Origin of the sequence: Variovorax sp. VRV01 (assembly GCF_014852545.1) — a bacterium.
Lineage (GTDB): Bacteria > Pseudomonadota > Gammaproteobacteria > Burkholderiales > Burkholderiaceae_C > Variovorax > Variovorax beijingensis_A.
Map to the genome: position 1 here is coordinate 119711 of NZ_JACVBS010000017.1, position 23183 is coordinate 142893.

21 protein-coding genes and 1 pseudogene are annotated in these 23183 nt (G+C 65.3%); 6 read left to right on the forward strand and 16 right to left on the reverse strand.

Annotation, left to right across the window (positions count from 1 at the left end; translation table 11 throughout):
- Positions 1 to 406: 406 nt before the first annotated feature.
- The 5 genes from IB278_RS25875 to IB278_RS25895 all read right to left on the reverse strand — a co-directional run bounded on the left by IB278_RS25875 (position 407) and on the right by IB278_RS25895 (position 4804).
- On the reverse strand, positions 407 to 817 hold the full coding sequence (locus tag IB278_RS25875) for a hypothetical protein (RefSeq protein ID WP_225613173.1): 411 nt from the start codon (positions 815 to 817) through the stop codon (positions 407 to 409).
- Between the two features lie 268 nt (positions 818 to 1085).
- Positions 1086 to 1934, reverse strand: a complete 849-nt coding sequence (locus tag IB278_RS25880) for a fumarylacetoacetate hydrolase family protein (protein WP_192326512.1) — start codon at positions 1932 to 1934, stop codon at positions 1086 to 1088.
- Positions 1935 to 1983: 49 nt separating this feature from the next.
- The gene (locus tag IB278_RS25885) at positions 1984 to 2736 is read right to left on the reverse strand and encodes an IclR family transcriptional regulator (RefSeq protein WP_261380428.1); all 753 of its coding nucleotides are present in this window, start codon (positions 2734 to 2736) and stop codon (positions 1984 to 1986) included.
- Between the two features lie 18 nt (positions 2737 to 2754).
- Positions 2755 to 4254, reverse strand: coding sequence for a bifunctional 3-(3-hydroxy-phenyl)propionate/3-hydroxycinnamic acid hydroxylase (locus tag IB278_RS25890; protein WP_318646714.1), 1500 nt, complete (start codon positions 4252 to 4254; stop codon positions 2755 to 2757).
- A complete protein-coding gene (locus IB278_RS25895) occupies positions 4247 to 4804 on the reverse strand; it encodes a VOC family protein (protein WP_225613174.1) in 558 nt (185 codons plus the stop codon). Before IB278_RS25895 ends, IB278_RS25890 begins: the two co-directional genes overlap by 8 nt.
- 148 nt (positions 4805 to 4952) lie before the next feature.
- Here IB278_RS25895 and IB278_RS25900 point away from each other — a divergent pair, with 148 nt between their 5' ends.
- Positions 4953 to 5942, forward strand: a complete 990-nt coding sequence (locus IB278_RS25900; RefSeq protein WP_192326514.1) for a Bug family tripartite tricarboxylate transporter substrate binding protein — start codon at positions 4953 to 4955, stop codon at positions 5940 to 5942.
- A 329-nt stretch (positions 5943 to 6271) separates the two neighbouring features.
- Positions 6272 to 6505: a hypothetical protein gene (locus IB278_RS25905; protein ID WP_318646715.1), complete on the forward strand. Its 234-nt coding sequence runs from the start codon at positions 6272 to 6274 to the stop codon at positions 6503 to 6505.
- Here the strand turns inward: IB278_RS25905 and IB278_RS25910 are convergent.
- The 5 genes from IB278_RS25910 to IB278_RS25930 all read right to left on the reverse strand — a co-directional run bounded on the left by IB278_RS25910 (position 6502) and on the right by IB278_RS25930 (position 7907).
- Positions 6502 to 6741 carry a hypothetical protein gene (locus IB278_RS25910; protein ID WP_192326516.1) on the reverse strand — a complete coding sequence of 80 codons (240 nt, stop codon included), beginning with the start codon at positions 6739 to 6741 and terminating at the stop codon, positions 6502 to 6504. The two genes, IB278_RS25905 and IB278_RS25910, sit on opposite strands and share 4 nt — an antisense overlap.
- Before the next feature lie 90 nt (positions 6742 to 6831).
- Positions 6832 to 7032: a hypothetical protein gene (locus IB278_RS25915; RefSeq protein ID WP_192326518.1), complete on the reverse strand. Its 201-nt coding sequence runs from the start codon at positions 7030 to 7032 to the stop codon at positions 6832 to 6834.
- Between the two features lie 14 nt (positions 7033 to 7046).
- Positions 7047 to 7292 carry a hypothetical protein gene (locus IB278_RS25920; protein WP_192326520.1) on the reverse strand — a complete coding sequence of 82 codons (246 nt, stop codon included), beginning with the start codon at positions 7290 to 7292 and terminating at the stop codon, positions 7047 to 7049.
- Positions 7289 to 7471: a DUF3606 domain-containing protein gene (locus IB278_RS25925; RefSeq protein WP_192326522.1), complete on the reverse strand. Its 183-nt coding sequence runs from the start codon at positions 7469 to 7471 to the stop codon at positions 7289 to 7291. The genes IB278_RS25920 and IB278_RS25925 overlap by 4 nt, the downstream gene beginning before the upstream one ends.
- Before the next feature lie 157 nt (positions 7472 to 7628).
- Positions 7629 to 7907, reverse strand: coding sequence for a hypothetical protein (locus IB278_RS25930; protein WP_192326524.1), 279 nt, complete (start codon positions 7905 to 7907; stop codon positions 7629 to 7631).
- Between the two features lie 134 nt (positions 7908 to 8041).
- Here IB278_RS25930 and IB278_RS33960 point away from each other — a divergent pair, with 134 nt between their 5' ends.
- Positions 8042 to 8242, forward strand: a complete 201-nt coding sequence (locus IB278_RS33960; RefSeq protein ID WP_225613175.1) for a hypothetical protein — start codon at positions 8042 to 8044, stop codon at positions 8240 to 8242.
- Positions 8243 to 8360: 118 nt separating this feature from the next.
- On the forward strand, positions 8361 to 8579 hold the full coding sequence (locus IB278_RS33965) for a hypothetical protein (RefSeq protein WP_225613176.1): 219 nt from the start codon (positions 8361 to 8363) through the stop codon (positions 8577 to 8579).
- A 5-nt stretch (positions 8580 to 8584) separates the two neighbouring features.
- Here IB278_RS33965 and IB278_RS25940 read toward each other — a convergent pair whose 3' ends face one another.
- The 3 genes from IB278_RS25940 to IB278_RS25950 all read right to left on the reverse strand — a co-directional run bounded on the left by IB278_RS25940 (position 8585) and on the right by IB278_RS25950 (position 10955).
- Positions 8585 to 8872 (reverse strand): hypothetical protein, encoded by a 288-nt coding sequence (locus tag IB278_RS25940; protein ID WP_192326526.1) that lies wholly within the window; start codon positions 8870 to 8872, stop codon positions 8585 to 8587.
- Positions 8873 to 9355: 483 nt separating this feature from the next.
- The gene (locus IB278_RS25945; RefSeq protein ID WP_192326528.1) at positions 9356 to 10366 is read right to left on the reverse strand and encodes a nucleotidyl transferase AbiEii/AbiGii toxin family protein; all 1011 of its coding nucleotides are present in this window, start codon (positions 10364 to 10366) and stop codon (positions 9356 to 9358) included.
- Positions 10359 to 10955 carry a DUF6088 family protein gene (locus IB278_RS25950; protein WP_192326530.1) on the reverse strand — a complete coding sequence of 199 codons (597 nt, stop codon included), beginning with the start codon at positions 10953 to 10955 and terminating at the stop codon, positions 10359 to 10361. Before IB278_RS25950 ends, IB278_RS25945 begins: the two co-directional genes overlap by 8 nt.
- Before the next feature lie 432 nt (positions 10956 to 11387).
- Between IB278_RS25950 and IB278_RS25955 the strand changes: the two genes are divergently transcribed.
- Positions 11388 to 12281, forward strand: coding sequence for a type IV toxin-antitoxin system AbiEi family antitoxin domain-containing protein (locus tag IB278_RS25955; protein ID WP_225613177.1), 894 nt, complete (start codon positions 11388 to 11390; stop codon positions 12279 to 12281).
- 185 nt (positions 12282 to 12466) lie between these two features.
- On the opposite strand, the pseudogene IB278_RS25960 reads toward IB278_RS25955, so the two are convergent.
- The 3 genes and pseudogenes from IB278_RS25960 to IB278_RS25970 form a co-directional block, all read right to left on the reverse strand.
- Positions 12467 to 13706, reverse strand: a pseudogene (locus IB278_RS25960) (tyrosine-type recombinase/integrase).
- A gap of 267 nt (positions 13707 to 13973) precedes the next feature.
- On the reverse strand, positions 13974 to 16301 hold the full coding sequence (locus IB278_RS25965) for an ATP-binding protein (RefSeq protein ID WP_192326532.1): 2328 nt from the start codon (positions 16299 to 16301) through the stop codon (positions 13974 to 13976).
- Positions 16302 to 16307: 6 nt separating this feature from the next.
- Positions 16308 to 17135, reverse strand: coding sequence for a DNA-binding response regulator (locus IB278_RS25970; protein WP_192326534.1), 828 nt, complete (start codon positions 17133 to 17135; stop codon positions 16308 to 16310).
- A gap of 648 nt (positions 17136 to 17783) precedes the next feature.
- Here IB278_RS25970 and IB278_RS25975 point away from each other — a divergent pair.
- A complete protein-coding gene (locus IB278_RS25975) occupies positions 17784 to 23180 on the forward strand; it encodes a tandem-95 repeat protein (protein ID WP_192326536.1) in 5397 nt (1798 codons plus the stop codon).
- The last annotated feature ends 3 nt before the right edge of the window (positions 23181 to 23183 follow it).

A 23183-nucleotide genomic window follows, 5' to 3' on the forward strand; every position in this document is an offset into this window, starting at 1 on the left:
AGCTCAGAATCGCGGAAGGCGAACCCGCCAATCCATCCAAAGGGCACACATGAGCTGGGACCACTCAAGAATTGAAGCGCGTTGCAAGGCGTGCGGCAACACGGGATTTCGAATCGAAAGCTCTGATGATTGGGGAAGATCCGAAACGAGCTGGGAGGGCTTCAATATCGCTCCCGCAAACGACTATGAGGTCGCTCGCATGCGAGTTGGCCAGAACGATCTGCCTCTGTGCATCGGCAGTCGCGACATCGAGGTCGGACGGGCGCCTGTTTGAATGGCAGGTCTGCACCTGAGCGAGCCGCAGCTGCGGCTGTAGCGCCGCGCCGGTCAACCCCGCACCGACGACATGTTCCCCTAGATAAGCAAGCTACGAAATGCGAAGGGGCGCCTCCCCCCTGTGGGGCGTTTACAGCGACGCTGGCGCAGGCCCGGCCGTACCAATCAAGGAAGGGAACGGAGCCACGTCGAGCATGGAGTTGAGGGTGGACAGGGTGAAAACTCGTCCCTCCGTATCGCGCACGACTGGCCCCAGAGCATCATTGATCCGAGCCCAACCAATGCCGCCCAATACCGCCAACAGTGGCACGCCTCCCAATCGAACTGACTCCGCGTGCAATCGAGCAAATCGAAGTGCTTTGTCTCGTGCAGTGCCGCCGTTGTTGGTTCCTTTGCATTCGAGCATGGCTCGTAGCGCGCCAGCATCGTCAAAAATCACGAAGTCCGGCGCTGGAGTGACGCGAACTTCAAACCTCTCGGCAACTTCGGCCTGGTTGTGGCTGCCTGTGCGAATAAAGGGCACGCGCTGCTCGGTAAACATCGGCTCAACGGCGTCCTCGATCAGGTCACCACGCTGGGTCGATGTGGCGTCAAGAATTTGCCGAAAGGCTCCGCCGTAATGTCGTTGTTGGGCCAGGTTACCTCGAAAGCGACTCAGTTCACGAAGGACTTTGAGCTGCAGGAAGTAGCGGCGCCGTCAGAGGAAAGCATTCGCAAATTTCTGACCACGGCGGGCGACCGCTAATGGTGACAGATGAATCTAGTTCCACCCGGAACCGAGTACGAAGACATCCCGTTTACGGCCAGCCTCATTCCGCACGCACTCCATTGCGCAGCACCCCGATCGCGTCGACTTCCACTTCGACGATGTCTCCCGCCTTCATCCACACGGGCGGCGTACGCTTGGCGCCCACGCCGCCGGGCGTGCCGGTGACGATCACGTCCCCCGCGGCCAGCGGCATGAAGGCCGAGATGTGCGCAATCTGCCGCGGAATGCTGTGGATCAGCTTGTCGGTGGTGGTGCGCTGCATCTCCTGGCCGTTCAGGCGCGTGACGAGCGTCATGACCTGGTTGTCCCTGATGTCGTCGCGCGTGACCATCCATGGGCCGAAACCACCGGTGCGCCAGAAATTCTTGCCGGCCGTCCACTGCGGCGTGGCGGTTTGCCAGTCGCGGATGCTGCCGTCGTTGTAGCAGGCATAGCCGGCAATGTGATCCCACGCGTCGGCCTCGGCGATGCGCCGTCCGCCCCGGCCGATGACGATGGCGATCTCGCCTTCATAGTCGAGCCTCGTCGATTCGGGCGGCAGCAAGATGTCGTCGCCATGGGCCACCTGAGACTCGGGCACGCGCAAGAAGAGGGTGGGCTGCTCGGTGATCTCGCGGCCTGTTTCCCGTACGTGCTCGCCGTAGTTGAGGCCCACGCACACGATCTTGCCCGGGTTGGGAATCACGGGTAGCAATCGAACCTCGCTCATTGGCAGCGTCGCGGTGGCTTTCGCCGCCGCCGCGGCAGCTTCGGCCAGCAGGTCGGCGGCGATGAGCGTCTTCAGGTCCGTTGCGCGATTGGCGAAGACTTCGCGCAGGTCGACGATGCGCTCGCCTGTCACCGCGCCGTAGCTGTCGATGCCGTTGTGTTGGTAGCTGATGAGTTTCATGGTCTGTCCGTGAGGCCCGCGAGGGCGCGTGGTGGTTGTGGAAACAGATCTACGCCAGGCGACCTCCAATGCGCGAAGCGCCCTCGGTGATCAGGTGAACCATCTTGTCGAGATCGACGATGGACAGGCGCGAGGTGTCGAAGACCAGCGAGATGGCGCCCCATGCACCCCCGTCGGCTTTCAGGATGGGCGCGGCGACGGCTGCCAGTTGCGGCTCGAGCTCGCCAATAGACACATAGTGGCCCGCCTTGCGGATCGCCGCGTAATGGCGGCGGAATGCGCTCCACTCGGCGGGCAGCCCGCAGCGCACGAGTTCGTCGTGGCGGGCATCGAAGACCTTGCGCAATTGCGCCGGCGCGAACGTGGCCAGCAGCACCTTGGGCGCACCGCCCAGGAACAGAGGACGCGGCCTGCCGCGCCCGTAGGCAAGCGCGGGCGGCGCACCGCCCATCTCGCGGTGCGTGTCCAGCACCTGCATGCCGAACAGGCCCGAGGTCACGCAGTCGAAGCCGGTCGCCGTCACCAGCTCGCGCATCACCGGGATACCTTCGCGCAGCACCGGGTCCGCCTTGCGGATGTAGTGGTCGAGCAGGATGATGCGCGGCCCCAGCGCGTAGTGCGAATCTTCCACGCGCTGAAGCAAGCCGGCCTCCAACAGCAGTCGCACATAGCGGTAGCCCGTGGGGAGCGACACCTCGAGCGCGGCCGAGATGTCGTCCGCGGTGCGCGTCAGGTGCGTGTCGTCGAACAGGTCGAGCACGCCCAGCATGCGACCCAGGCTCGACATTGATTTTTCCGGCACGCGATTTCCTCCAGAATGTCATGGCGCGACGGGGAGGTGTTGCGAGATGCGATCCAGATCGTGCCCCGTGCGCGCAACGCCGACGATATATCGGTCGGGCCGCAGTATCACCGCTTGCGCTTCCTGCGCGTCGAGCCAGTCGCGCAGCGGCGGGTCGGGCTGGTCGATGACCATCGCGTCGGCGCGGCGCCAGCGCTCTACGGTGGCGGGAGCAGCGGCCGCGAGCGCGGCGGGCCGGCCAATCACCGCGCTGCGGCGACCCAGCAGGTCGTCGAGCAGCCGACCATCGCAAAGGCGCGGCTGCGGAAACGGCCGGCCCGCGGGCGAACCGGGCTGCGCGTCGAAGGCGCCCTCGCCCAGCACCTGCGGCGGCAGCTCAAAGATCTCGGGACGGCCCGCCCGGAACTTCGCGTCGCGCTCGGCGGCGAGCGCCGGGTCGGTGGTCTGGATGATGTTGCCCAGCCGCACGGCTAGTTCGATGAGTGCGCGCACATGCGGCGCGCGCTCCGACTCGTACGTGTCGAGCAGCGCATCGGGGGCATGCCGCGCCAGCACCGCTTCCAGTTTCCATGCAAGGTTGGCCGCGTCGCGGATGCCCGCGCACATGCCCTGGCCGAGGAAGGGCGGCGTCTGGTGGCAGGCATCGCCCGCCAGTAGCAACCGGCCCCGGCGCCAGCCCTGCGCAATGACGGAGTGGAAGGTGTAGATGGCTGCGCGTTCCAGCCGCGCCTGCTCGGGCCGAACCCACGGCGCCACCAGGCGCCAGAGCGATGCCGGTTGCACCAGCGCCTTGCGGTCATCGCCGGGCAGTACCATGATTTCCCAGCGCCGCCGGTCGCCGACCACGTTGCAATAAGTCATGGGCCGTGCCGGGTCGCAGTGCTGTACCGTGTGAGCGGGCAGGTCGACCGGCTGCCGCAGCACCACGTCGAACACCAGCCATGGCTGGCGCAGGCCGAGGTCGAGCATCGCGCTGCCCATGTGTTGGCGCACTGACGAGCGCGCGCCGTCGCAGCCGACGATGTAGCGCGCACGCACGGCGGATGTCTGGCCACTGCCGGCTTCGCGCACGGCCAGCGTGGTGCCATCCGCGTCCTGCGCGATACCGGTCACTTCGCTGCGCAGCCGCACGTCCACGTTGGCGAAGCGCGCCAGGCCTTCGCGCAACACCGCCTCGAGTTCGGGTTGGTGAAAGTAGTAGTTGTTCGCGCAGCCGTGCGGCCCGAGCGCAGCACTGCCGCCACGTATCAGCATGGTCTGGCCCGTGCCGTTAACGAAGTGCATGCCCTGTTCCCCGGGGCGTGCGATGGCCAGCACCTGTTCGCGCAGACCCGCGCCCTGCAGAATGCGCAGCACCTCGCCGTCGAAGTGGATCGCGCGCGGCAGCGGGAACACGCCCGCTTCACGCTCGATCACCACCACCGACAGCCCCGCCGCGCCCAGCAGATTGGCCAGCGTGGCGCCGGTGGGGCCGAGGCCGACGATCGCGACGTCGTGCATGCGCTGCGGCTCAACCACGCTGGTCTTCCTCCATGCGTCGCGCCACTTCGGCCTGCCATTGCGCGCGGCTCATGAATCTGGGAAAGCGCTTGGCGATGGCCTCCGCCTGCGCAAGGATGACCTCGTCGGGCTGTGAGAGGTCGATGGGCTCGCGCAGCGGCTGTTCGCAGTACCAGGGCGTGTCCATGAAGAGTTCGAGCCGGTTGCCCTCGGGATCGCGGCAATACACCGATACCGCGTTGCCGTGCGTCACCGGATGCATGTCGCTCGCACCCTCGGCCAGCAGCCGATCGTGGAACTGGCGCAGCGTGGCGATGTCGGGCACGCGAAAGGAGACCTGGTTGACCACGTTGAAGCCCAGGTCGGCCGGCCGGCCGGTGGCGAGCACCAACTGGTGGTGCTCACGCGGGTCGCGGCTCAGGAACACCAGCTGCACCGTGCCCAGATCGCCCGCGTCGGTCTGGGTGAAGCGCAGGGCCTGCCGGTAGAAGCGCGCCATGCGCGGCAGGTCGTTCACGTACAGGCCGATGTGGCTGAACTGCAGGTTCGAGGGGCTGCTGTCGGTCAATTCAATGTCTCCTGGCGATAAAGCGTGCCGGCATTCGGCTTTGCGTTAGGAAAATGATAGTGAAATTATCGTATTTTGACAATAGAACGTATTTATCTATCATCCGATCTCGTGCAAACGGCACGCAAGATCAACAGGAGACAAACCGATGAGAGTTCTGAAGATGACGGCCGGCCGCTGGATGGCCCTTGGCGTGATGGCCGCGGCCGGCGCCGTGGCCGGCGGCGCGGCGGCGCAGGCGGATTACCCGAGCAAGGCGGTGCGCATCATTGCCCCCTTCCCCGCAGGCAGCGGGCCTGATGCGAATGCGCGCGAAATCGCCGCCGAGCTCACGAAGATCCTGGGCCAGACCTTCTTCGTGGAGAACCGGCCTGGTGCCTCGAACATCATCGGCACCGAGGTGGCTGCCAAGGCGCCGGCCGACGGCTACTCGCTGTACATCGGCACGACCAGTTCGCTGTCGGTGGTGCCCCACCTGTACTCGAAGCTGCCCTTCAACGCCGAGAAGGATTTCGCGCCGGTCAGCCTGCTGGGCGTGCTGAACACGGGGCTTATCGCCACGCCCGGCGTCGAGGCGAAGGACGCGCGCGCGCTCATCGCGGCACTCAAGGCCAGGCCCGATTCGGTGGCGGTCGCAACCGCAGGCATCGGCAGCTATTCGCACCTGTCGGCGGTGTGGTTCAACAATGCCGCGGGCGTGAAGACCAATCTCGTGCCCTACAACAGCACCAGCCCCTACACCGATCTGATTGCGGGCCAGGTGCAGGCGATGTTCGATGGCCTTCCCGCTGCCGCCGGGAGCATCCGCGCAGGCCGCCTGAAACTGCTGGCCATTACCGGCAACAAGCGGCACCCGAGTTTTCCGGATGTACCCACCTTCGCAGAAGCAGGACTGCCGGACTACGCCCCGATCGCCTGGCAGGGCATCCTCGCCCCGGCCGGCACGCCGAAACCTATCCTCGAGAAGCTCAGCGCCGCCATGCGAAAGGCTTGCCAGTCCGAGGAACTGGCAAAGAAGTGGCGCGAGTACGGCGGCGAATTGCGCTGCGACACGCCAGCGGAGTTCGCCGCCTTCATCCATGCCGACCGGCAGATGTGGGGCAGGGTGATCAGGCAGGCCAACATCAAGCTGGACTGACGCGCCTTCGCAGATTGCGAGCGCGGACCACGTCGGCCTGAGTGGGCATCACGCAGACGCAAATCGAGGCGTTGGGCGAGGAGCCTCAGGCATTCCGATCGAGTTCTACCGAGAGCACCTCAGAGGCCAGGTGGCCAAGCTGATGGAGCGTCAACTCCAAAACTTCAGATTCGCTCACTGACCGGTCCGCGAGCCACGCCAGAACGAGCTGATCGTGGAATCCGATCCAGGCACGCATGCACGCTGCGGATGGTGCGCCGTGAGGCCTGGCTGGCCTGTGAAACACCTGGATCGACAAGGAGACAGGAGAGGTCTGGGACAACTACACGATGCTCACGCTCAACGCCGACGGCCGCCCGCTGATGGGCCGGATGCACAAGTCCGATCCGAAGCTGCCGCCTGACCAGCATGACAAGCGCAGCCTGATCCCGCTCGAGGGGCACGACTTCGACCGCTGGCTGACCTGCACGGTCGAGGAGGCGAGGGCGATGCTGAAGGTGCCGCCGGTCGAGTTGTTCGACGCTGGGCCGGTGCTGGGCGGCGCCGAGACCGTGGAATCCTAACTTTCGTAGTCGCCCGGGAGTTCAACGCGAAGCGTCACGAACGCCACCTCGGCTGCCCGGCGCGGGTCGAGGTCGGCGTTGAGCGGGTACAGCGTCGAGGTCAGGAGGTCCAACCACTCGCGATCGACTGCGCCATCGCAACGATCGTAGAACTCGCTCCTGAACTCATGCCACCAGGCCTCGACAGGAGGCAGCTCACGGCCTGCGATCACGATGGGCTTGTTGGGCTTCCACATGGTCACCTTCATGCGAGGGGACCGCGCCGAAGATACCACCGAGCCTTCATCCAGATCCGCCATGCAAGGTAAAGGGCCATGATGACTCCTCTATTTCGATGCGGGCGTGCGTTCGGTGGTCGGGCGCGGAGCCGTGGCGTCGTTTGCAGGAACGTTGCCTGGGCCCTTCGATGGATCGCCGATGCCATAGAAGAAAAGCACCCCCACGACGATGACCGCAATGATGGCCGGCAAGGTCCACATCAAGCGGCGCCCGATGTCGCCCTGCTTGTGCTCTTGCTCGGTTGCCATCGTGTTCTTCCTGCTCATCCGACCGGGTTGGCGTCCTCGTCATCGCCCGCGGCACGAGGTCCAATGCGCTCGCCCGATGCATAGCCTTCGAGTGCTCGCACCCCTGCCTGCAAAGCGTCGAGCCACATGTCGTATGCCTCTTCGGCCGACGCAAGTTCTTTCCACCCTGAGGCATCGTCGCCTACTTCCATGAGCACCCAGTAGAAGTGCCCGGGATCGGGCTCATCGACGTGGACGGCGATGCGGCGGATGTGGGTCACTTCGGCCTCTCGGCGAGATACTTCCGCACGGCGTCTGCCGAGTTGCCGACCGTCTGCACGGCGAACCGCAGTTGGTCCTCCGTGCAGCCGAGGCTTTCGGTCCACGAACGCAGCTCGTGCGGTTCGTCCAGGGAGATGAGTTTGCGGTCAAGTCCGGTCTTCTTCGGGTCGTCTGCCATGTTGTGCTCCTAGTGGGCAGCGCCCGTTGGGCGCGCTGTCCGCACAATGGCAGCGTCGAAGCGGGGGGGCCGTATCCAGTAAACGCCTTTTCCTGACAGCGGATCTCCTACGTCTACCGCGCGCTTTTTAGCCTGTCCTCACCAAGATCGCGGCAGATTAGCCGCATGTGTGCTCCTGCGATCCACCGCTTGTGGCACCGTTGTGCGGTCGTGCCAGGTATTCGGCGATCCACAGACGAACCTTGACGGCCAGCAAGGCACGCGCTTCTTCTTCCGAAGACGGCCCGGCAACGACGAGGCGGCAAACCGCCTTGCCGTCGCGCCGGACATCCGCGAAATAGGAGGTTCCCTCGCCGAGTCCTTCCAGGCCCACCGACATGGTCCAGTCTTCGGGTGCTGGCGGGCCGCCGATGCTCTGGTCCGGATGGATTTTCATGCTCGTCCTCGCTCATCCCAGGGGTAGTTGGGCCGGCGGCCTCGGCGCTGTGGGGTAGTTCATCCTACGCTTTCCCGGTCAAGTAGCGCCTTCGACTTACAGCCCTCGGGACGGGTCCGAAGCAACGTGGTTGAATGATCCGGATCGACGATTTCCAGCCTATGTTGCTCGACGAGCGCCCGCTTGACCTCGACGAGCCAGGGTGGATCGACGAGCTGAAAATGGATGGCTACCGGGTGCCGGCCGAGTTCGACGGTTCGGTGCAGTTGCGCACGCGCAATGGCCCCGATGCACGACCTGGTTTCCCGAGGTCACGCACGGTCTGGCGAACCTGAGGAATGGGCATTGCGTGATGGATGGCGAGGTATGCGTGCTCGACGAGATTGGCCGCAGCGACTTCGATCAACTGCAGGATCGGGCGCGCCGGCGGGGGGCGGTATCCCGGCGCCCCCAATGTCGTCTACTGCGTCTTCGCCCTGCTGGTGCCTCCAGCGATCATGTACTTGGGCCACTTCGAGAGCGGCGCGGCTCAACTCTTCAAGGATCCCGCTGAAGCTGGAAGGCCTTGTGGCGAAACGCGCCGACAGCGCCTATCGGCCGGGCGTCCGCTCAAGCGACTGGGCGAAGGTGAAGCGAAAGGGAGCGATACCGCCAGAGCGGTTCAAGCGCTGAACGCCTCAGGCGCGCGGTAGCCCATGCACATATTGCTCCAAGGCCCACGCTGGCGTGTCGTCATCGAATGGCTCGCGGTGCCTCGCGCCGATGCCCATGCTTCGAAGCTCTTCGCGAATGATCTCCGAGGTCTGACCGATATTGCGCAGGCGCAGCTTCGTGAGGTCCGAGGCATTGGCATCGCGCTGAATCAATTCGAAAATCGTGGTCTGGTCATCTTGAATTTGATCGAGCGCTGTCACCAGGAGGTTGAACAGCCTACGTTCCCTCGCATTCATTGCTTTGGTGGCCATGGTGCCGCCCGGTCGGGTTGCAACGTACTGGATATGAGAGGCGTCGCATGTCTTGTCTCATATTCCGCCGCAATGAAGGAAGCCCGCTACCTTTCGGATAGCGGGCTTTTCAGCGATGACGCGGTGTTGGTTGATGGGCCCTGAGTGACTAGAACACTCGACCGACGGATCAAGAGTCCGTTGCTTGCGAGTGCTGGGTTAAGAAATGATCTATCGGTTGAATACGGCCTACTTGAACCGCCTGGAAAGCGAGCGGAATTCAAAGCTTTTCTATGGATGCGCGATTGATTCCGCGATCTGCGCTGTAGCGGGATGGCAATCAGGCCCCCTAGCGTTGCTCATAGGCGTCGCGGCTTTCGCTATCGTCGCGGTCTACCACCAGAAGCTCAATAGCTCCAGCTTGCGCCGCTCAATGGACGAAAGATCGACCATGGTGCGTCCATCGCAGGTCGATGCTATCCAAGGGGCTCGGCCGCCCAGGACTCATGCCGCATTCGCTTTCTCTTGGACGGTCTTGCAGTGTTGGAGAAGGGTGTCGAACGACTCGACCTCATCGAGGAACAAGCCATCGTCAACCATGTGCTGGTAGTCGGCGGCCAGCTTGTCCAAGGCGCCGTCGTCGGGGATGAGGCGAAGACCGCCCGCGACTGCAGCGTGGTAGTCGATCAGTCCACCATCCAGGTTCTTTTCCGCGAAGAAGATGCTCTTGTGATCGGCCACCGCTTTCGCCAGCGCCGCGTCCGCAATCGCCGAGTCGGCGAACCCGGCGGCATCCAGCCGGGTCACGTCGTGCCAATGGCGGGCGAACCTATCTCCGCCTCGAAAGGCACCTTGCGCGCAGAAGACGTGAATCGCAGTGGCTTTTTCCCAGAAGGTCCGCTCGGCACGCATCACCTTTGGCGTCGCTTCGGGAAACACAACGCCCCGCAGGTGTGCGGCTGCATCGCAGTGAACGGAGCGCAGTTCGCACGGCTCGCCGGTGGATCGCGCGCCAAATTCGAGCATGACTGCCGACCGGACATAACCCGTTCCCGAGGCCAAGGACGTGTAGTCGATGAACACCTTGTCATTTTCGGCCCGGACCGTGGCGGGCAGGCCATGCTGCCCAAGGTCTTGCTGGAGCCGCGGGACGACATCGGTGGCCACCCAGTCGGCCAAGCGGGCGCGGATCTCCTTGCTCCATTTCTTTTCCTGACTTTTGCTGGCTGGAAGCGGTGTACCTGCATCGCCGATCAGATCGCCGGCGATGGCGCGGATGTCGTAGGTGAGGTCCACGTCCTCGGAGAAGCGCTGAATGACGCCATAGGCCTTCGAGAGGGATGTGCCACCCTTGAAAACAAGATGCGGCGCATAGGGCGTGGCGAAGAGATGTTGCAGGGACCAGACCACCCAAACGTCTTTTTCCAGCAGATGGGGAGGGCGCCCTGACGCGTTGGCGGCCTGTACAAGGGCCTCCAGGCGTTCGTCGACAGAGAGCTCGAAGAACTCAGCCATGCGGCACCAGCGTACTCACCTCCTGCGCCATCCACGTCGGCAGGCGCGCGCGTGCCGACGCCACTTCATTCATCTCGGCTGGTGGCAGTTTGGCGCGCAGTGCCCGCAGCGCAGCGCCGGCCTTTTCAGGCCCCAACCAGGCCAGCGCTCGCACCACATCGCCGGCAGCGCGGCCAGGAAAGATCAGCTGCCACACCGGCGCATGCCGCAACTCCACGGTCTGCGCCCCCAGCTTCAGGCGGCGGCTGGGGCCGGACGTCAGGTAGACGGCGCGCATCGGCACCTGAGTCGTGAGCCCGAGCGCGTTGGCGGCGGCTGCGCCGTGCGACACGATGGTTTCCCCGCGCTGACTGGCTAGCCCCTCGACCATCCTGGCGGTCGAGGGCGCACGGGAACCAAAGTGGCTCTCGACCGGCAGGACATAAATGCCGCGGCCCGCGCGAAGCAGCGCGCCCCGCTGCACCAGCCGAGAAAGAACCTGGTCCACGGCGGCCCGGTTCCCTAGGTGCAGTAATTCCTTGGCGACCAAGGGCGTGCCTTCCGGCAATCCGGCGGCGTGCTCCAGAACTTGTTTGGCAAGGGTCTGCATGGCGATAACCTTGAGGTGTTAGAAGTATGACGTAATTTCTGACAGTTTTTCAAGACCCTCCTGTTATCGCAGTGATGCAATGGCCGGCGCCGTAAGGCGCCAACGTGTGGGGGGTGTGGACGAAAGATTGGATTACCAGGAGATGCCTCCCTGTCCACGGGAGTTCAAACGCTGCAGGAGTACAGAGATGAACAGCGTGACGGTTAAGGCAGTGTGGCTTGTCTGCAAGACGAGCGGGACCCTGTATTCCGGGCATTCACCGATGAAAGCACTCGTCAAACGCATTTTCAGTTTGCCATGCTAGGTGGCATATATGCCACCTAGCATGGTTATTCAGGCCGATTTTGTCAATTGCCACCGCGGCGCCTTGCTTGATTGTTCAATTTGTTGTTTTGCGCCATGCTGCGAGGCATATATGCCTCGCAGCACTGAATGAATTCGATCACCGATCGTTCTCGCCTCCAGATCGCCAAGCCCGACATCCTGGCGTACTTTGAAGCACTGCCCCCGGTGATCAGGCCCAAGCAGATGATGGGTGTTCTTGCGCGCGAGCGAGCGGGTTGGGGCCTTGCCCAACGGACCACCGTTCGCGATTTCATAGCCTTCCTCAAGAAGGAAGGAAAGCTTCGGGAGCACGAGTTCGCATTCCCCCGTCAGCCGGAGACGCTGTATGTCTGGGGGGAACTACCGACGATGGAGCTGCTGCTTCACTTGAAGCCGCGCAGCTACTACAGCCACTACACGGCCATGCGGCTGCATGGCTTGACGGAGCAGGTGTCGAAGGTTCTCTATCTCAGCCACGAGCGATCCAGCGACAAGCAGTGGAGTACTTCCCTTACTCAGTCGGCGATCGATGACGCATTTCAGCAGCCCGCCCGCCTCAGCAACAACTCCGCCGACTTCAAGAACTGGCAGGTGCTGTTGATCAACAGTTCCAACACGGGTGAGTTGGGCGTGCTGGACCACGAGGCCCAGCTGAATTCGGACAGCCGCGTGAGCGTGCGTGCCACCAACGTCGAGCGCACGCTGATCGATGCAGCCGTGCGGCCTGCTTACTGTGGCGGGGTGTTCGAAGTGGCCAAGGCCTTCGAGCTGGCCAAGGACGTGGTGTCGGTGAACGCGATGGGTGCGATGCTGGGAAAGCTGCGGTTCACCTATCCCTATCACCAGGTCATCGGCTTTTATCTGGAGCGCGCTGGCTACCGCGCGAGTTCGCTGGATCTGATGCGCCGCTTCCCGATGGAATTTGACTTCTATCTCACCCATGGGATGAGCGCGACCAGGTACGTGCGGGCCTGGCGGCTGCACGTGCCCGAGGGCTTCTAGGCCGGCGCCGCGCGTGTCAGTGGCCTCGGCGGGATGACACGTGTATCGGCGGCGCAGGCAACGATACGCCGACCGGAAACGGTCGGACGTGCATTCGCGAATTGATTCATCGCCTCCTTCCGGTTGTGCGCCGCTCGCCCACCGTCGGCCGTGATGTGCTCGATGGAGGTGTTGCGGAATCGCAGCTAGGCCACCCGGAGCGTTGGGACTTGCGCGTTTCGGGCAAGTTGATACAGATAGTCCGCCCAGCGCTGCATCATGTCCTTGCGCATGTCCATGAATTGCGCACGATCGTAGGCTGCGCCCAGCGGCCCGCTCTTGCCATGGGCGAGTTGTGCCTCGATGTCATCGGGCGAAATGCCGTGCAACTGCTCCGCCATGCCCGTGCGAGCCATCGCACGAAAGCCGTGGGCGGTCATTTCGTCGTTGGTGTAGCCGAGCCTTCGCAACGCGGCGTTCACGGTGTTTTCGCTCGTGGGGCGCTCTCCCGTGCGGATGCTGGGGAATACGTACCGGCCATGTCCGCTCAGCGGCGCAATTTCCTCCAGCGTCTGCAGTGCCTGCGTCGCCAGCGGCACGAAGTGGGGACGGCCGTTGAGCTTTTCATGCAGTCGGCGCTTCATGTCCTGCGCCGGGATGGTCAGCATCGCCTTATGAGGGTCAATCCAGGCCCATTCCATCGCACGGATGTTGCCGGGACGCTGGAAGAGCAGGGCGGACAGGAGGAGGGCCGCGCGGGTGATCGGCTGCCCGCTTGTAGCCGTAGATGGCGCGCATCAGTTCGCCTACCTTCTGTGGCTCCAGCACGGCGGCCATGCTCTTGGTGAGCACCGGCCGGAGCGCCCCGTGCAGGTCGGGCGCCGGATTGCTTGCGCACCGGCCGGTCTGCACACCGTAGCGGAACACCTGTCCGGCGCACTGGCGCAGGGTGTGGGCGGTCTCGATGACGCCCCGGCCCTCGGTGCGCTTGAGCGCGTGCAGAAGATCCTTGGCCTGGATCGAGGCAATCGGCAGCTTGCCGATGTAGGGGAACAGGTCCTTGTCCATGATGCGCAGCCAGCGCTCCGAATAGGAGGGGCTCCAGCTGCTGGCCTTGGTGGCATGGAATTCCCGCGCCAACGCCTCGAAGGTGTTGGCTGCTTCCACCGCCCGGGACAGTTTCTCTGCCCGCTTCGCGAGGCCGGGATCGACGTTGTCGGCAAGCAGCTCGCGGGCCTTGTCGCGCCGTTGCCGGGCCTTCGCGAGCGAGACCGCAGGGTAGACGCCCAAGGCCAGCGTCTTCGCCTTGCCGTTGAACCGGTAGTCCATGCGTCAGTACTTGCCTGCCGCCTTGACGCGCAGGTACATGCCGCCGCCGTCCGCGTAGCGCTCGCCGATCTCGGTGCCCTTGTGCTTCACTTGCCTCACGAAAGTGTCTGTCAGCATTGGATTTTTCTCCTTGCTGTCGGTACCTGGCTTTGGCGGCAGCGCAGATACCTGGAGAAGTACGGACGAGACATGCCTTGCCCCGATCTGTCTCGGCGCAAAGAAAACCCCGCTTCTCCTCGAAGGAGAGCGAGTTTCAAGGCAATTCGGAACTGCTCGGGAATGGGAGATGGCCTGCCCGCATCAGTTGTGTTCGTCCGCATCGCCGCCGTCATCATCGCGTCTCGCAAGGCCCAGCTGACGGTCAAAACTATCTCCGGATACTTTCTAGATGGTGCGTGTCTGATGCGCGGGCGCCGCCCGCGCAATAAGGCGGATCTGCTCGAAATCCAGCCGATCGAGCGCCTGGCGAAGCGTCTGCGCCAGCGGCTGGCTGTGTGCGTCCGCGGCCAACCGGTTCACCCATTCGTGCAGATCGCTCCATCGCCCATCGCGGGCCAGCACCTCGAGTTCCTCCTTCTGCGCCGGCGACAGCGGCGTCAATGCCGGCAGCGACCGGCCACGCGCCCTCGGCGTTGCGTGCGGGATCGGCGCGGAGACTGGGTGCGGCGGCGGTGCGGGTGGCGCATCCGATGAGAGCGCAGGCCCGGTCGACAGCGAGAAGGCGATCCGCGTTCCCGTGCCCATGCCGCTGCGGATCGCGAGTTGTCCGCCCATGCGCTGCACGATGCGCTGCGCAATCAACAGCCCGAGGCCGCCGCCCGCCAAGCTCGGTGCGTTGCCGGCCAGCAGGCGGCTGATGCGGTCGAGCGTGTCGGGGTCGATGCCCGTGCCGCTGTCGGTCACCTCGAAATGCAGTTGCCAGGCCTCGCCGAAAGGTTGGGCCCGCAGCCGCAGTCCGATGGCGCCATTGCGCGTGAACCTGGCCGCGTTCGACAGCAGGTTCAGCACCACCTGCTGCAGCCGCTTGCCGTCCAGCCGGACCAGGGTCGGAAGCTCGCCGTCGATCGTCAGTTCGAAGCTGTTGTGCTGCCGCTGCGCGAGCGCCTCCGCGTACCGCGCGATGTTGTCGACCAGCGTGCGCAACTGCACCGGCTGCGCCTCGACGGCCAGCGGCGCCAGCTCGCCTTTGGCATAGTCGACCAGGTCGTCGATGAGCTCCAGCTGGTAGGCCGCGCTGCGTTCGATGGTGGCGAGCTGCGCGGGCGCGGGCGTGCCGCCGGCGTCCTGCATCAGCTTGAGGCTCCCGAGGATGGTGGCCACCGGCGCGCGCAGGTCGTGGCTGATGTAGGCCAGCAGTTCCTTCTGCTCGCGTGTGCGCTGCTCGGCCTGGCCCAGCGCCTTGCTCAGGGCGCGGGTCTTGCGCGCCACTTCTTCGTCGAGCCGCTGCTGCTCCTGGGCCTGCCACAGCAGCAGCGTCTGCTGCGCCGCGTCGCGCTGGCGCGTCTCCCGGAACGACCAGGCCGTGATCGCGAAGGCGGCGGCCAGCATGCCCGGGAATGACAGCGCATCGTGGTCGAAGCCGGACATCGGGTGCTCCGCGAACATCATCGCCGACATGTGCACCAGCATGCCCACGCAGATCACCAGCATCACGAGCAAAGAGAGCCGACCGACCGGGCCAACGCGCTGCTGGTAGATGAAGATGCAGGCCGTGAGTGCGAGCACGATCAGCAGCGCGTTCACGATGCCGACGGCCGCGAAGCTCGCGTAAGGGCCGAACAGGGTGCCCAGCAGCACGGCGATTTCGACACCCGCCAGCAGATGCAGCAGCGGGCGCCCGGGCACGCGCACCGGGCTCCGGCGGCTGTGCTCGTGAAAGTACAGCAGCAGGCACAGCGCCGTGGCCGCCAGCAACACGCCGTGGCTGCGATAGCTCCAGCCGGTGCTGTCCGGCCACAGCGCAATGCGCGCATAGCCGCGGTAGGTGGCCTCGTACAGCGCCAGCAGCACAAAGCTCCCCGCCTGGAACGCGGGCATCGGCGCGCGCGAAATCCACCAAAGCGCGGCCGAATACACCGCGAAGGCCAGCAGCCCGCCGATCAGCAGGCCGCTCAGCAGCGCGTGGTTGCGTTCGAAGTGATGCCAGGCCTCCTCGGTGTGCAGTTCCGGCACCAGCTGGATCTGGTCCGTGCTCATGACCCGCACCTGCACCCGCACCGACTCTCCCGGCTGCAGGTCGATCCGTAGTTGCGGAATGCGGTCGTGGCGGTGCGTCGCATCCATCGGGTCGGACACGCCGGCCTGCGCGTGCGTCCACGCGGGTTGCCCGTTGCGCATGCGCAGCAGGTGGAAGTCGACATGCCGCAGCCACGTCGCGTCGAGCCCGAGCCGTGCCGTGCGGAGGTCCGGCGTGTCATTGACCAGCGACAGGCGCAGCCAGACGGCCGATGACGAAAACCCGCGCACCAACTGGTCGGGCGTGGCGGGCACGAAGCCGTTCGCGCCACCGCTCGGCAGCGCGAACACCTCGCTCGCCGACAGGCGGGCCGTCGGGTCTTCCAGCACCTCCACGGTTTGCGCGACGGCGATGTCGTCCCGGGCCAGCGCGCTGACTTTGATCGCTTCCGCCGCGCGGGCCGCGAAGACGCACAGCCACAAGGCCAGGCCGAGCAGCAGGCAGCTCGTCCATCGGGACAGGCGCGCCGGCTGCATCGCGCCTCAGGTGCCCGACCGGCCGGCGCCGGCCTGGCGGCAGGCAGAGGGCGTGCAATCGAAATACTCGCGAAATGCCGTCGCGAAATTCGCGGCGCTGGAGAACCCGACCGCCGCGGCGATCTCCTCGATGCGCATCGCCGATTCGAGCAGCAGGCGCTGCGCCTCGTGCAGCCGTGCTTCGCGCACGAACTCGAAGACCGTGCGGTCCGCAAGCTCCTTGAACACGCGCGACAGGCGCTTCTCGTGCGTGCCCACGCGCGCAGCCAGCTCGCGCAGCGGCGGCACGCGGCTCAGGTCGGCCAGGATCAGGCGCTCGGCTGCCTGCAGGAGCGCGTGGTCCATGCCCGCGCCCGCCGCACCGCCATCGTTCGCCGCGGGGCGGTCGGGCGGCGGCGCAGGTCGTGTCCCAGCGGCGGTGCGCGCCCTGCGGGATTCCGCGAGCGCCAGGTGGATTTCGATGCGGGCCATCACCTCGGCCGGCTCGAAGGGCTTCACGATGTAGTCGACCGCGCCGGCCCGCAGGCCCGTCAGGCGTTCTTCCAGGCTGGCCGACGAGCTGACAAAAATGACCGGGATATCCGCCGTGGTGGGGTTGGCCTTCAGCAGGCGGCAGACGCTGAAACCGTCGGTGCGCCCCAGGCGCACGTCCAGCAGCACCAGGTCCATCTGCAGCGTCGTCGCGCGTCGGTAGCCCTCCATCGCGTCGAAAGCGAGCGTGATGCGGTAACCGGTACCCCGCAGCGTTTCCAGCAAGAGCTTGAGCTCGTCAACGTTGTCGTCGACAACGAGAAGATGAGCTCTCCGGGGCTCCGGCGCGGACCAATAGGACATGGGCAGGAAGGGCGCGGACACGGCGTTTGCACGCCCGGTGACCGAAACAATGTAACCAAAATATTAATTAATCATTGTCACAAGAAATGCCATTTCAACCAATGACTGGTATTCAGTCCTTATTGGGTGACCTGCCATTCGCGCCGATGGTTCAAAAACGGGATGCCGCGCGCGGGTCTCCGAAACCGCCTCTGCCAGAGGGAAAACGGGGCGCTGGAGGAGGGCGAATCCAGCATTGCCGGTATTGCAGCAAAGAGCCGGCCAATGCCGTCCAGCAAAAGAAGCAGGCGCTCTTACAAAGCCCCAGAAGCCACCGGCCACCTTGGCCCGGCTGCATCTGCTTTCCTTAATGTGCAAATTGTTTGATTTCTTTTGCCATTTGTGTGAAGTATTCGACGTTTGCACACGTTTGTAAACAACTGTCCGCTGCGGAAAAAGCCACAGCCTTTCCAGCAAAAGTCCGGCCGACACCTCGCACCAAGAATCCCGCCCCATGCAAGCGCAAGCCGGCGTGGTCCACGCACCGGGCCTCGCTGCGAGTCCTCGAGAGACGCAAGCTGCGCTCGAGATTTCCCAATGTGCGACCCGGGCTGTTCGTCCAAGACGAAGGCTCGCCCGAGGTTCGAAGTCAAGGAGCAAGGACAAATCATGGAAGCTGTTTACAAGTCTGGTGGCGCCCCCCGCAAAGCGGCGGCTGAAGCCCCTCTGGTTCTGGATCGCCCGTCGATCGTCTCGCTGAAGGTTGCGCCCGAGAGCGTGCTCAAGTTCGAGCGCCGCGGCGGCGACCTCGTGCTCGTGCTGCGCGACGGCCAGGAAATCGCCGTGCGCGGCTTCTTCGCCGAGTACCCCGACGGCGGCCGCAACGACCTCGTGCTCGAAGACGGCGCCGGCGTGCAGTGGTGGGGCCAGTACACCGCGCCCTGGAAAGACTTCCACTTCACCGAAATCGAGTGGAACGACGCCGGCGGCGCGCTGCTGCCCGACGGTGTGCCGGGCTGGCTGCTGGGTGCGCTCGGCGTGTTGGGCGTCGGTGCGGCCGCGAGCGGTGGTGGCGGCGGCGGCGGTGGTGGCTCGGCCTTCATCCCGCCGTTGCTCCCGCCGCAGAACCGTGGCCCCGAAGGCAAGGCCGAGCCCGTCGTGACCGCGCAGGACAAGCCCGTGCAGGGCCAGGTGAACGCCACCGACGCCGATCGCGACGCGTTGAACTACACGGTCACCAAGGCCCCCGAGCACGGCACCGTCACCGTCGACCCGTCCACGGGCCACTTCGTCTACACCCCCCAGCCCGGCTACGAAGGCCCCGACAGCTTCGAAGTGATCGTCAGCGACGGCAGGGGCGGCACCACCACCGTCACAGTGCCCGTGACCGTCTCGCCCGTCAACGACGCGCCCACGGCGCCCGACTACACCGAGACCACGAACGAAGACACGCCCGTCAGCGGCCGCGTGACCGGCAGCGACCTCGACAGCAGCGACACGCTGACCTACATCAAGGGCACCGACCCGTCGCACGGCTCGGTGACGGTCAACCCTGATGGCACCTACACGTACACGCCAGACCCGGACTTCCACGGCACCGACAGCTTCACGGTGACGGTCAGCGACGGCCACGGCGGCACGACGACGAGCACCGTGACGGTGACCGTCGACCCGGTGAACGACGCACCGACGGCACCCGACTACACCGAGACCACCAACGAAGACACGCCGGTCAGCGGGAGCGTGGTCGGCACCGATGTGGAGGGTGACGCGCTGACGTACGTGAAAGGCAGCGATCCGTCGCACGGCACGGTCACGGTCAATGCCGATGGCACGTACGTCTACACGCCGAACCCCAACTTCAACGGCACGGACAGCTTCACAGTGACGGTCAGCGACGGCCACGGCGGCACGACGACGAGCACCGTGACAGTGACCATCGACCCGGCGAACGACGCACCGACGGCACCCAACTACAACGAGACGACAGACGAAGACACGCCCATCAGCGGCCAGATCGTCGGCACCGACGTGGATGGCGATGCGCTGACGTACGTGAAAGGCAGCGATCCATCGAACGGCACGGTCACGGTCAATGCCGACGGCACGTACGTCTACACGCCGAACCCCAACTTCAACGGCACGGACAGCTTCACGGTGACGGTCAGCGACGGCCACGGCGGCACGACGACGAGCACCGTGACGGTGACCGTCGACCCGGTGAACGATGCACCGACGGCACCCGACTACACCAAAACCACGAACGAAGACACACCCGTCAGCGGCCAGGTGACGGGCACTGACCTGGACGGTGACGCACTGACCTATGCGAAGGGCAGCGACCCCGCGCACGGCTCGGTGACTGTCAATGCGGACGGCACGTACACCTACACACCTGGGGCCAACTTCAACGGCACGGACAGCTTCACCGTGACGGTGAGCGACGGCCACGGCGGCACGACGACGAGCACCGTGACGGTGACCATCGACCCCGTGAACGACGCACCCACGGCGCCGAACTACACCGAGACCACGAACGAAGACACGCCCGTCAGCGGAAGTGTGGTCGGGACCGACGTTGACGGTGATGCGCTGACCTACGTGAAGGGCAGCGACCCCGCGCACGGCACCGTCACGGTCAACGCCGACGGCACGTACGTCTACACGCCGAACCCGAACTTCAACGGCACGGACAGCTTCACCGTGACGGTGAGCGACGGCCACGGGGGCACGACGACGAGCACCGTGACGGTGACCATCGACCCGGCGAACGATGCACCCACGGCGCCGAACTACATCGAGACCACGAACGAAGACACGCCCGTCAGCGGCCAGGTCGTCGGCGCCGACGTGGATGGTGACGCGCTGACCTACGCGAAGGGCAGCGACCCCGCGCACGGCACCGTCACGGTCAACGCCGACGGCACCTACACCTACGTTCCCGGAGCCAACTTCCACGGCACCGACAGCTTCACCGTGACGGTCAGCGACGGCCACGGCGGCACGACGACGAGCACCGTGACGGTGACCATCGACCCGGTGAACGATGCACCCACGGTGCCGAACTACACCAAGACCACGAACGAAGACACGCCGGTCAGCGGAAGTGTGGTCGGCAGCGACGTCGATGGTGACGCGCTGACCTACGCGAAGGGCAGCGACCCCGCGCACGGCACCGTTACGGTCAACGCCGACGGCACCTACACCTACGTCCCCGGCGCCAACTTCAACGGCACCGACAGCTTCACCGTGACGGTCAGCGACGGCCACGGCGGCACGACGACGAGCACCGTGACGGTGGCCATCGACCCCGTGAACGACGTACCGACGGTGCCCAACTACAACGAGACGACAGACGAAGACACCCCCGTCAACGGCCAGGTCATCGGCAGCGACGTCGATGGCGACGCGCTGACCTACGCGAAGGGCAGCGACCCGGCGCACGGCACGGTCACTGTCAATGCCGACGGCACCTACACCTACGTCCCCGGCGCGAAATTCAACGGCACCGACAGCTTCACGGTGACGGTCAGCGACGGCCACGGCGGTACGACCACCAGCACGGTGACCGTGACCATCGACCCGGTCAACGACGCCCCGGTGTTCGTCGACGCCGGCGGCACGCCGGTGGACACAAGCACCGGCTACGTCTTCGGCTATGAGGAGAACCGCCCCGCAGGCACCGTGCTCGGCACCGTCCACGCCACCGACATCGACAGTGCAACCGTCACCTACAGCATCCTCTCGGGCAACGACAACGGCTACTTCAGCATCGATCCGGCCACGGGCGAGATCAGCCTGACGGCCTCGGGCGCTGCGGCGTTCGTCAACGACTACGAAGCGGGCGCCAACGCACATGCGCTGGTGGTCGGTGCGAACGACGGCACGGTCACGACGAGCATCCCCGTCACGCTCAACGAGCAGAACCTCAACGAGGCACCCGCGGTGCCCGACTACAACGAGGTCACGAGCGAAGACACGCCCGTCAGCGGCCAGGTCGTCGGCAACGACGACGACGGCGACACGCTGACCTACGCCCAGGGCAGCAACCCATCGCACGGCACGGTCACGGTGAACGCCAACGGCACCTACACCTACGTTCCCGGCCCCAACTTCAATGGCACCGACAGCTTCACCGTCACGGTGAGCGACGGCCATGGCGGCACGACCACCAGCACGGTGAACGTGACCGTCAATCCGGTGAACGACGCACCATCGGCCACGGTGACCAATGCCGACGCCGTGTCCGAAGGCAGCCTGCCCGGCGGCATCGCGGGCGCGGGAGAGCCGCCGGTGCAATCGACCGGCAAGATATCGATCGCGGACCCGGACAGCCTGGCCGGCGACCTGTCGGTGTCGCTCAGCGGACCGGCCGGCGTCACCTCCGGCGGCCAGCCGGTGTCGTGGACCTGGGACGCGGGCACGCACACGCTCACGGGCAGCGTCACCGTCGGCGGTGTCACCACCGAGGTGATGACCGTGGCGGTGGGCAACGTCACCGCCGACGGCGCGGGATTGTTCGAGGCGGGCTACACCGTCACGCTGAAGGCACCGATCGACCACCCCGCGGGCAACGGCGAGGGCGTGTCGAACCTGCACTTCGAGGCGCATGTGACCGACGGCCAGGCCAGCGCCGCGCCGGTGGGCTTCGACGTGCCTGTCAAGGACGACGCGCCGGTGCTCGTGAATGGCGAGCAGGCCGTCGACGTGGCGCCGATCAACACGAACCTGATGGTGGTCCTCGACCTCTCCGGGAGCATGGGGCAGGAAACCCCGACACGCCTCAGCCGAGCGAAAGAGGCCGTTCAGAATCTGATCGACGGCTACGACCTGTACGGCGAGGTGCGGGTGCAGCTCGTCACCTTCAGCACGACCGGGGCGTCGCAGCAGGCCTGGATGACGGCGGCCGAAGCCAAGGCGCTGGTGCAGAACCTGCAGGCCAGTGGCAGCACCAACTACGACGCGGCCCTGGCTGCGGCGATGAACGGCTTCTCGGCCACCGGCAAGCTGGACGGGGCCCAGAACGTGTCCTACTTCCTCACGGACGGCGAGCCGACGCTGGGCGACGGCAACACGGAGCAGTTGGCGAACAGCAGCAACAGCAGTACGGCCGACAGGGGCATCCAGGCCGGGGAAGAAGCGATCTGGACGAACTTCCTCACCGACAACCACATCAACTCGTTCGCACTGGGCCTGGGTTCCAGCCTGGATGCGGCGGCGCAGGGCTTCATCGACCCCATCGCCTACAACGGCAACACCGGCGCGAACACCAACGGCCAGATCATCACCGACACCAGCCAGCTGAACGAAGTGCTGCAGGGCACGATCGGCGTGCCGCCGACGGTCAGCAACCTGCTGACCGGCGGCCTCGGTGGCTCGTCGGGCTTCGGCGCCGACGGTGGCCATGTGTCCACACTGAGCATCGACGGCACCACCTACGCCTTCGACAGCAGCACGGGACTGATGACGAAGACCGGCCCCGCCGCCGGCAGCGACTACAGCTACAACGCGGCGACACACGAGGTCACCATCGCCACGGCGCAGGGCGGCAAGCTGGTCGTGGACTTCGACTCGGGCGAATTCAGCTACCAGGTGGCACCGCGCACCAGCGGCTCGCAGAACTACGACGAGACCGTCAGCTACCAGGTGGTCGACCGCGACGGCGATGCGAGCAATCTGGCCAGCCAGACGCTGCATGTCAACTACACGCCCGCAGCCGGTGCGGCGGCAGCGCTCTTCACCTCGGCCGACTCGCTGGGGCTGGCCGGCGTCGACGAAGTGACGGTGTCGCTCGAGCAGCAGCAATCGCAAGATGCGCCGCATTCCCCCTACGGCGACAGCCCGTGGGGCGGCACGCAGCTGTCCGACATGCTGCATGCCTACAACGCGGCCGAGTCGCTGCAGGCGCTGCTGCAGGCCGCGTTCCCGCCGGCCTTTGCGAGCACGCAGCCATCGCCCACGGTGCCGGCCCTGGCGTCATCGGCCGACTCGCTCACGGCCTACGCACCGCCCGTGGTCCCTTCGCTCGACGACGAGCTTCACATGGGCCTCGCGTTTCACCACTGACCG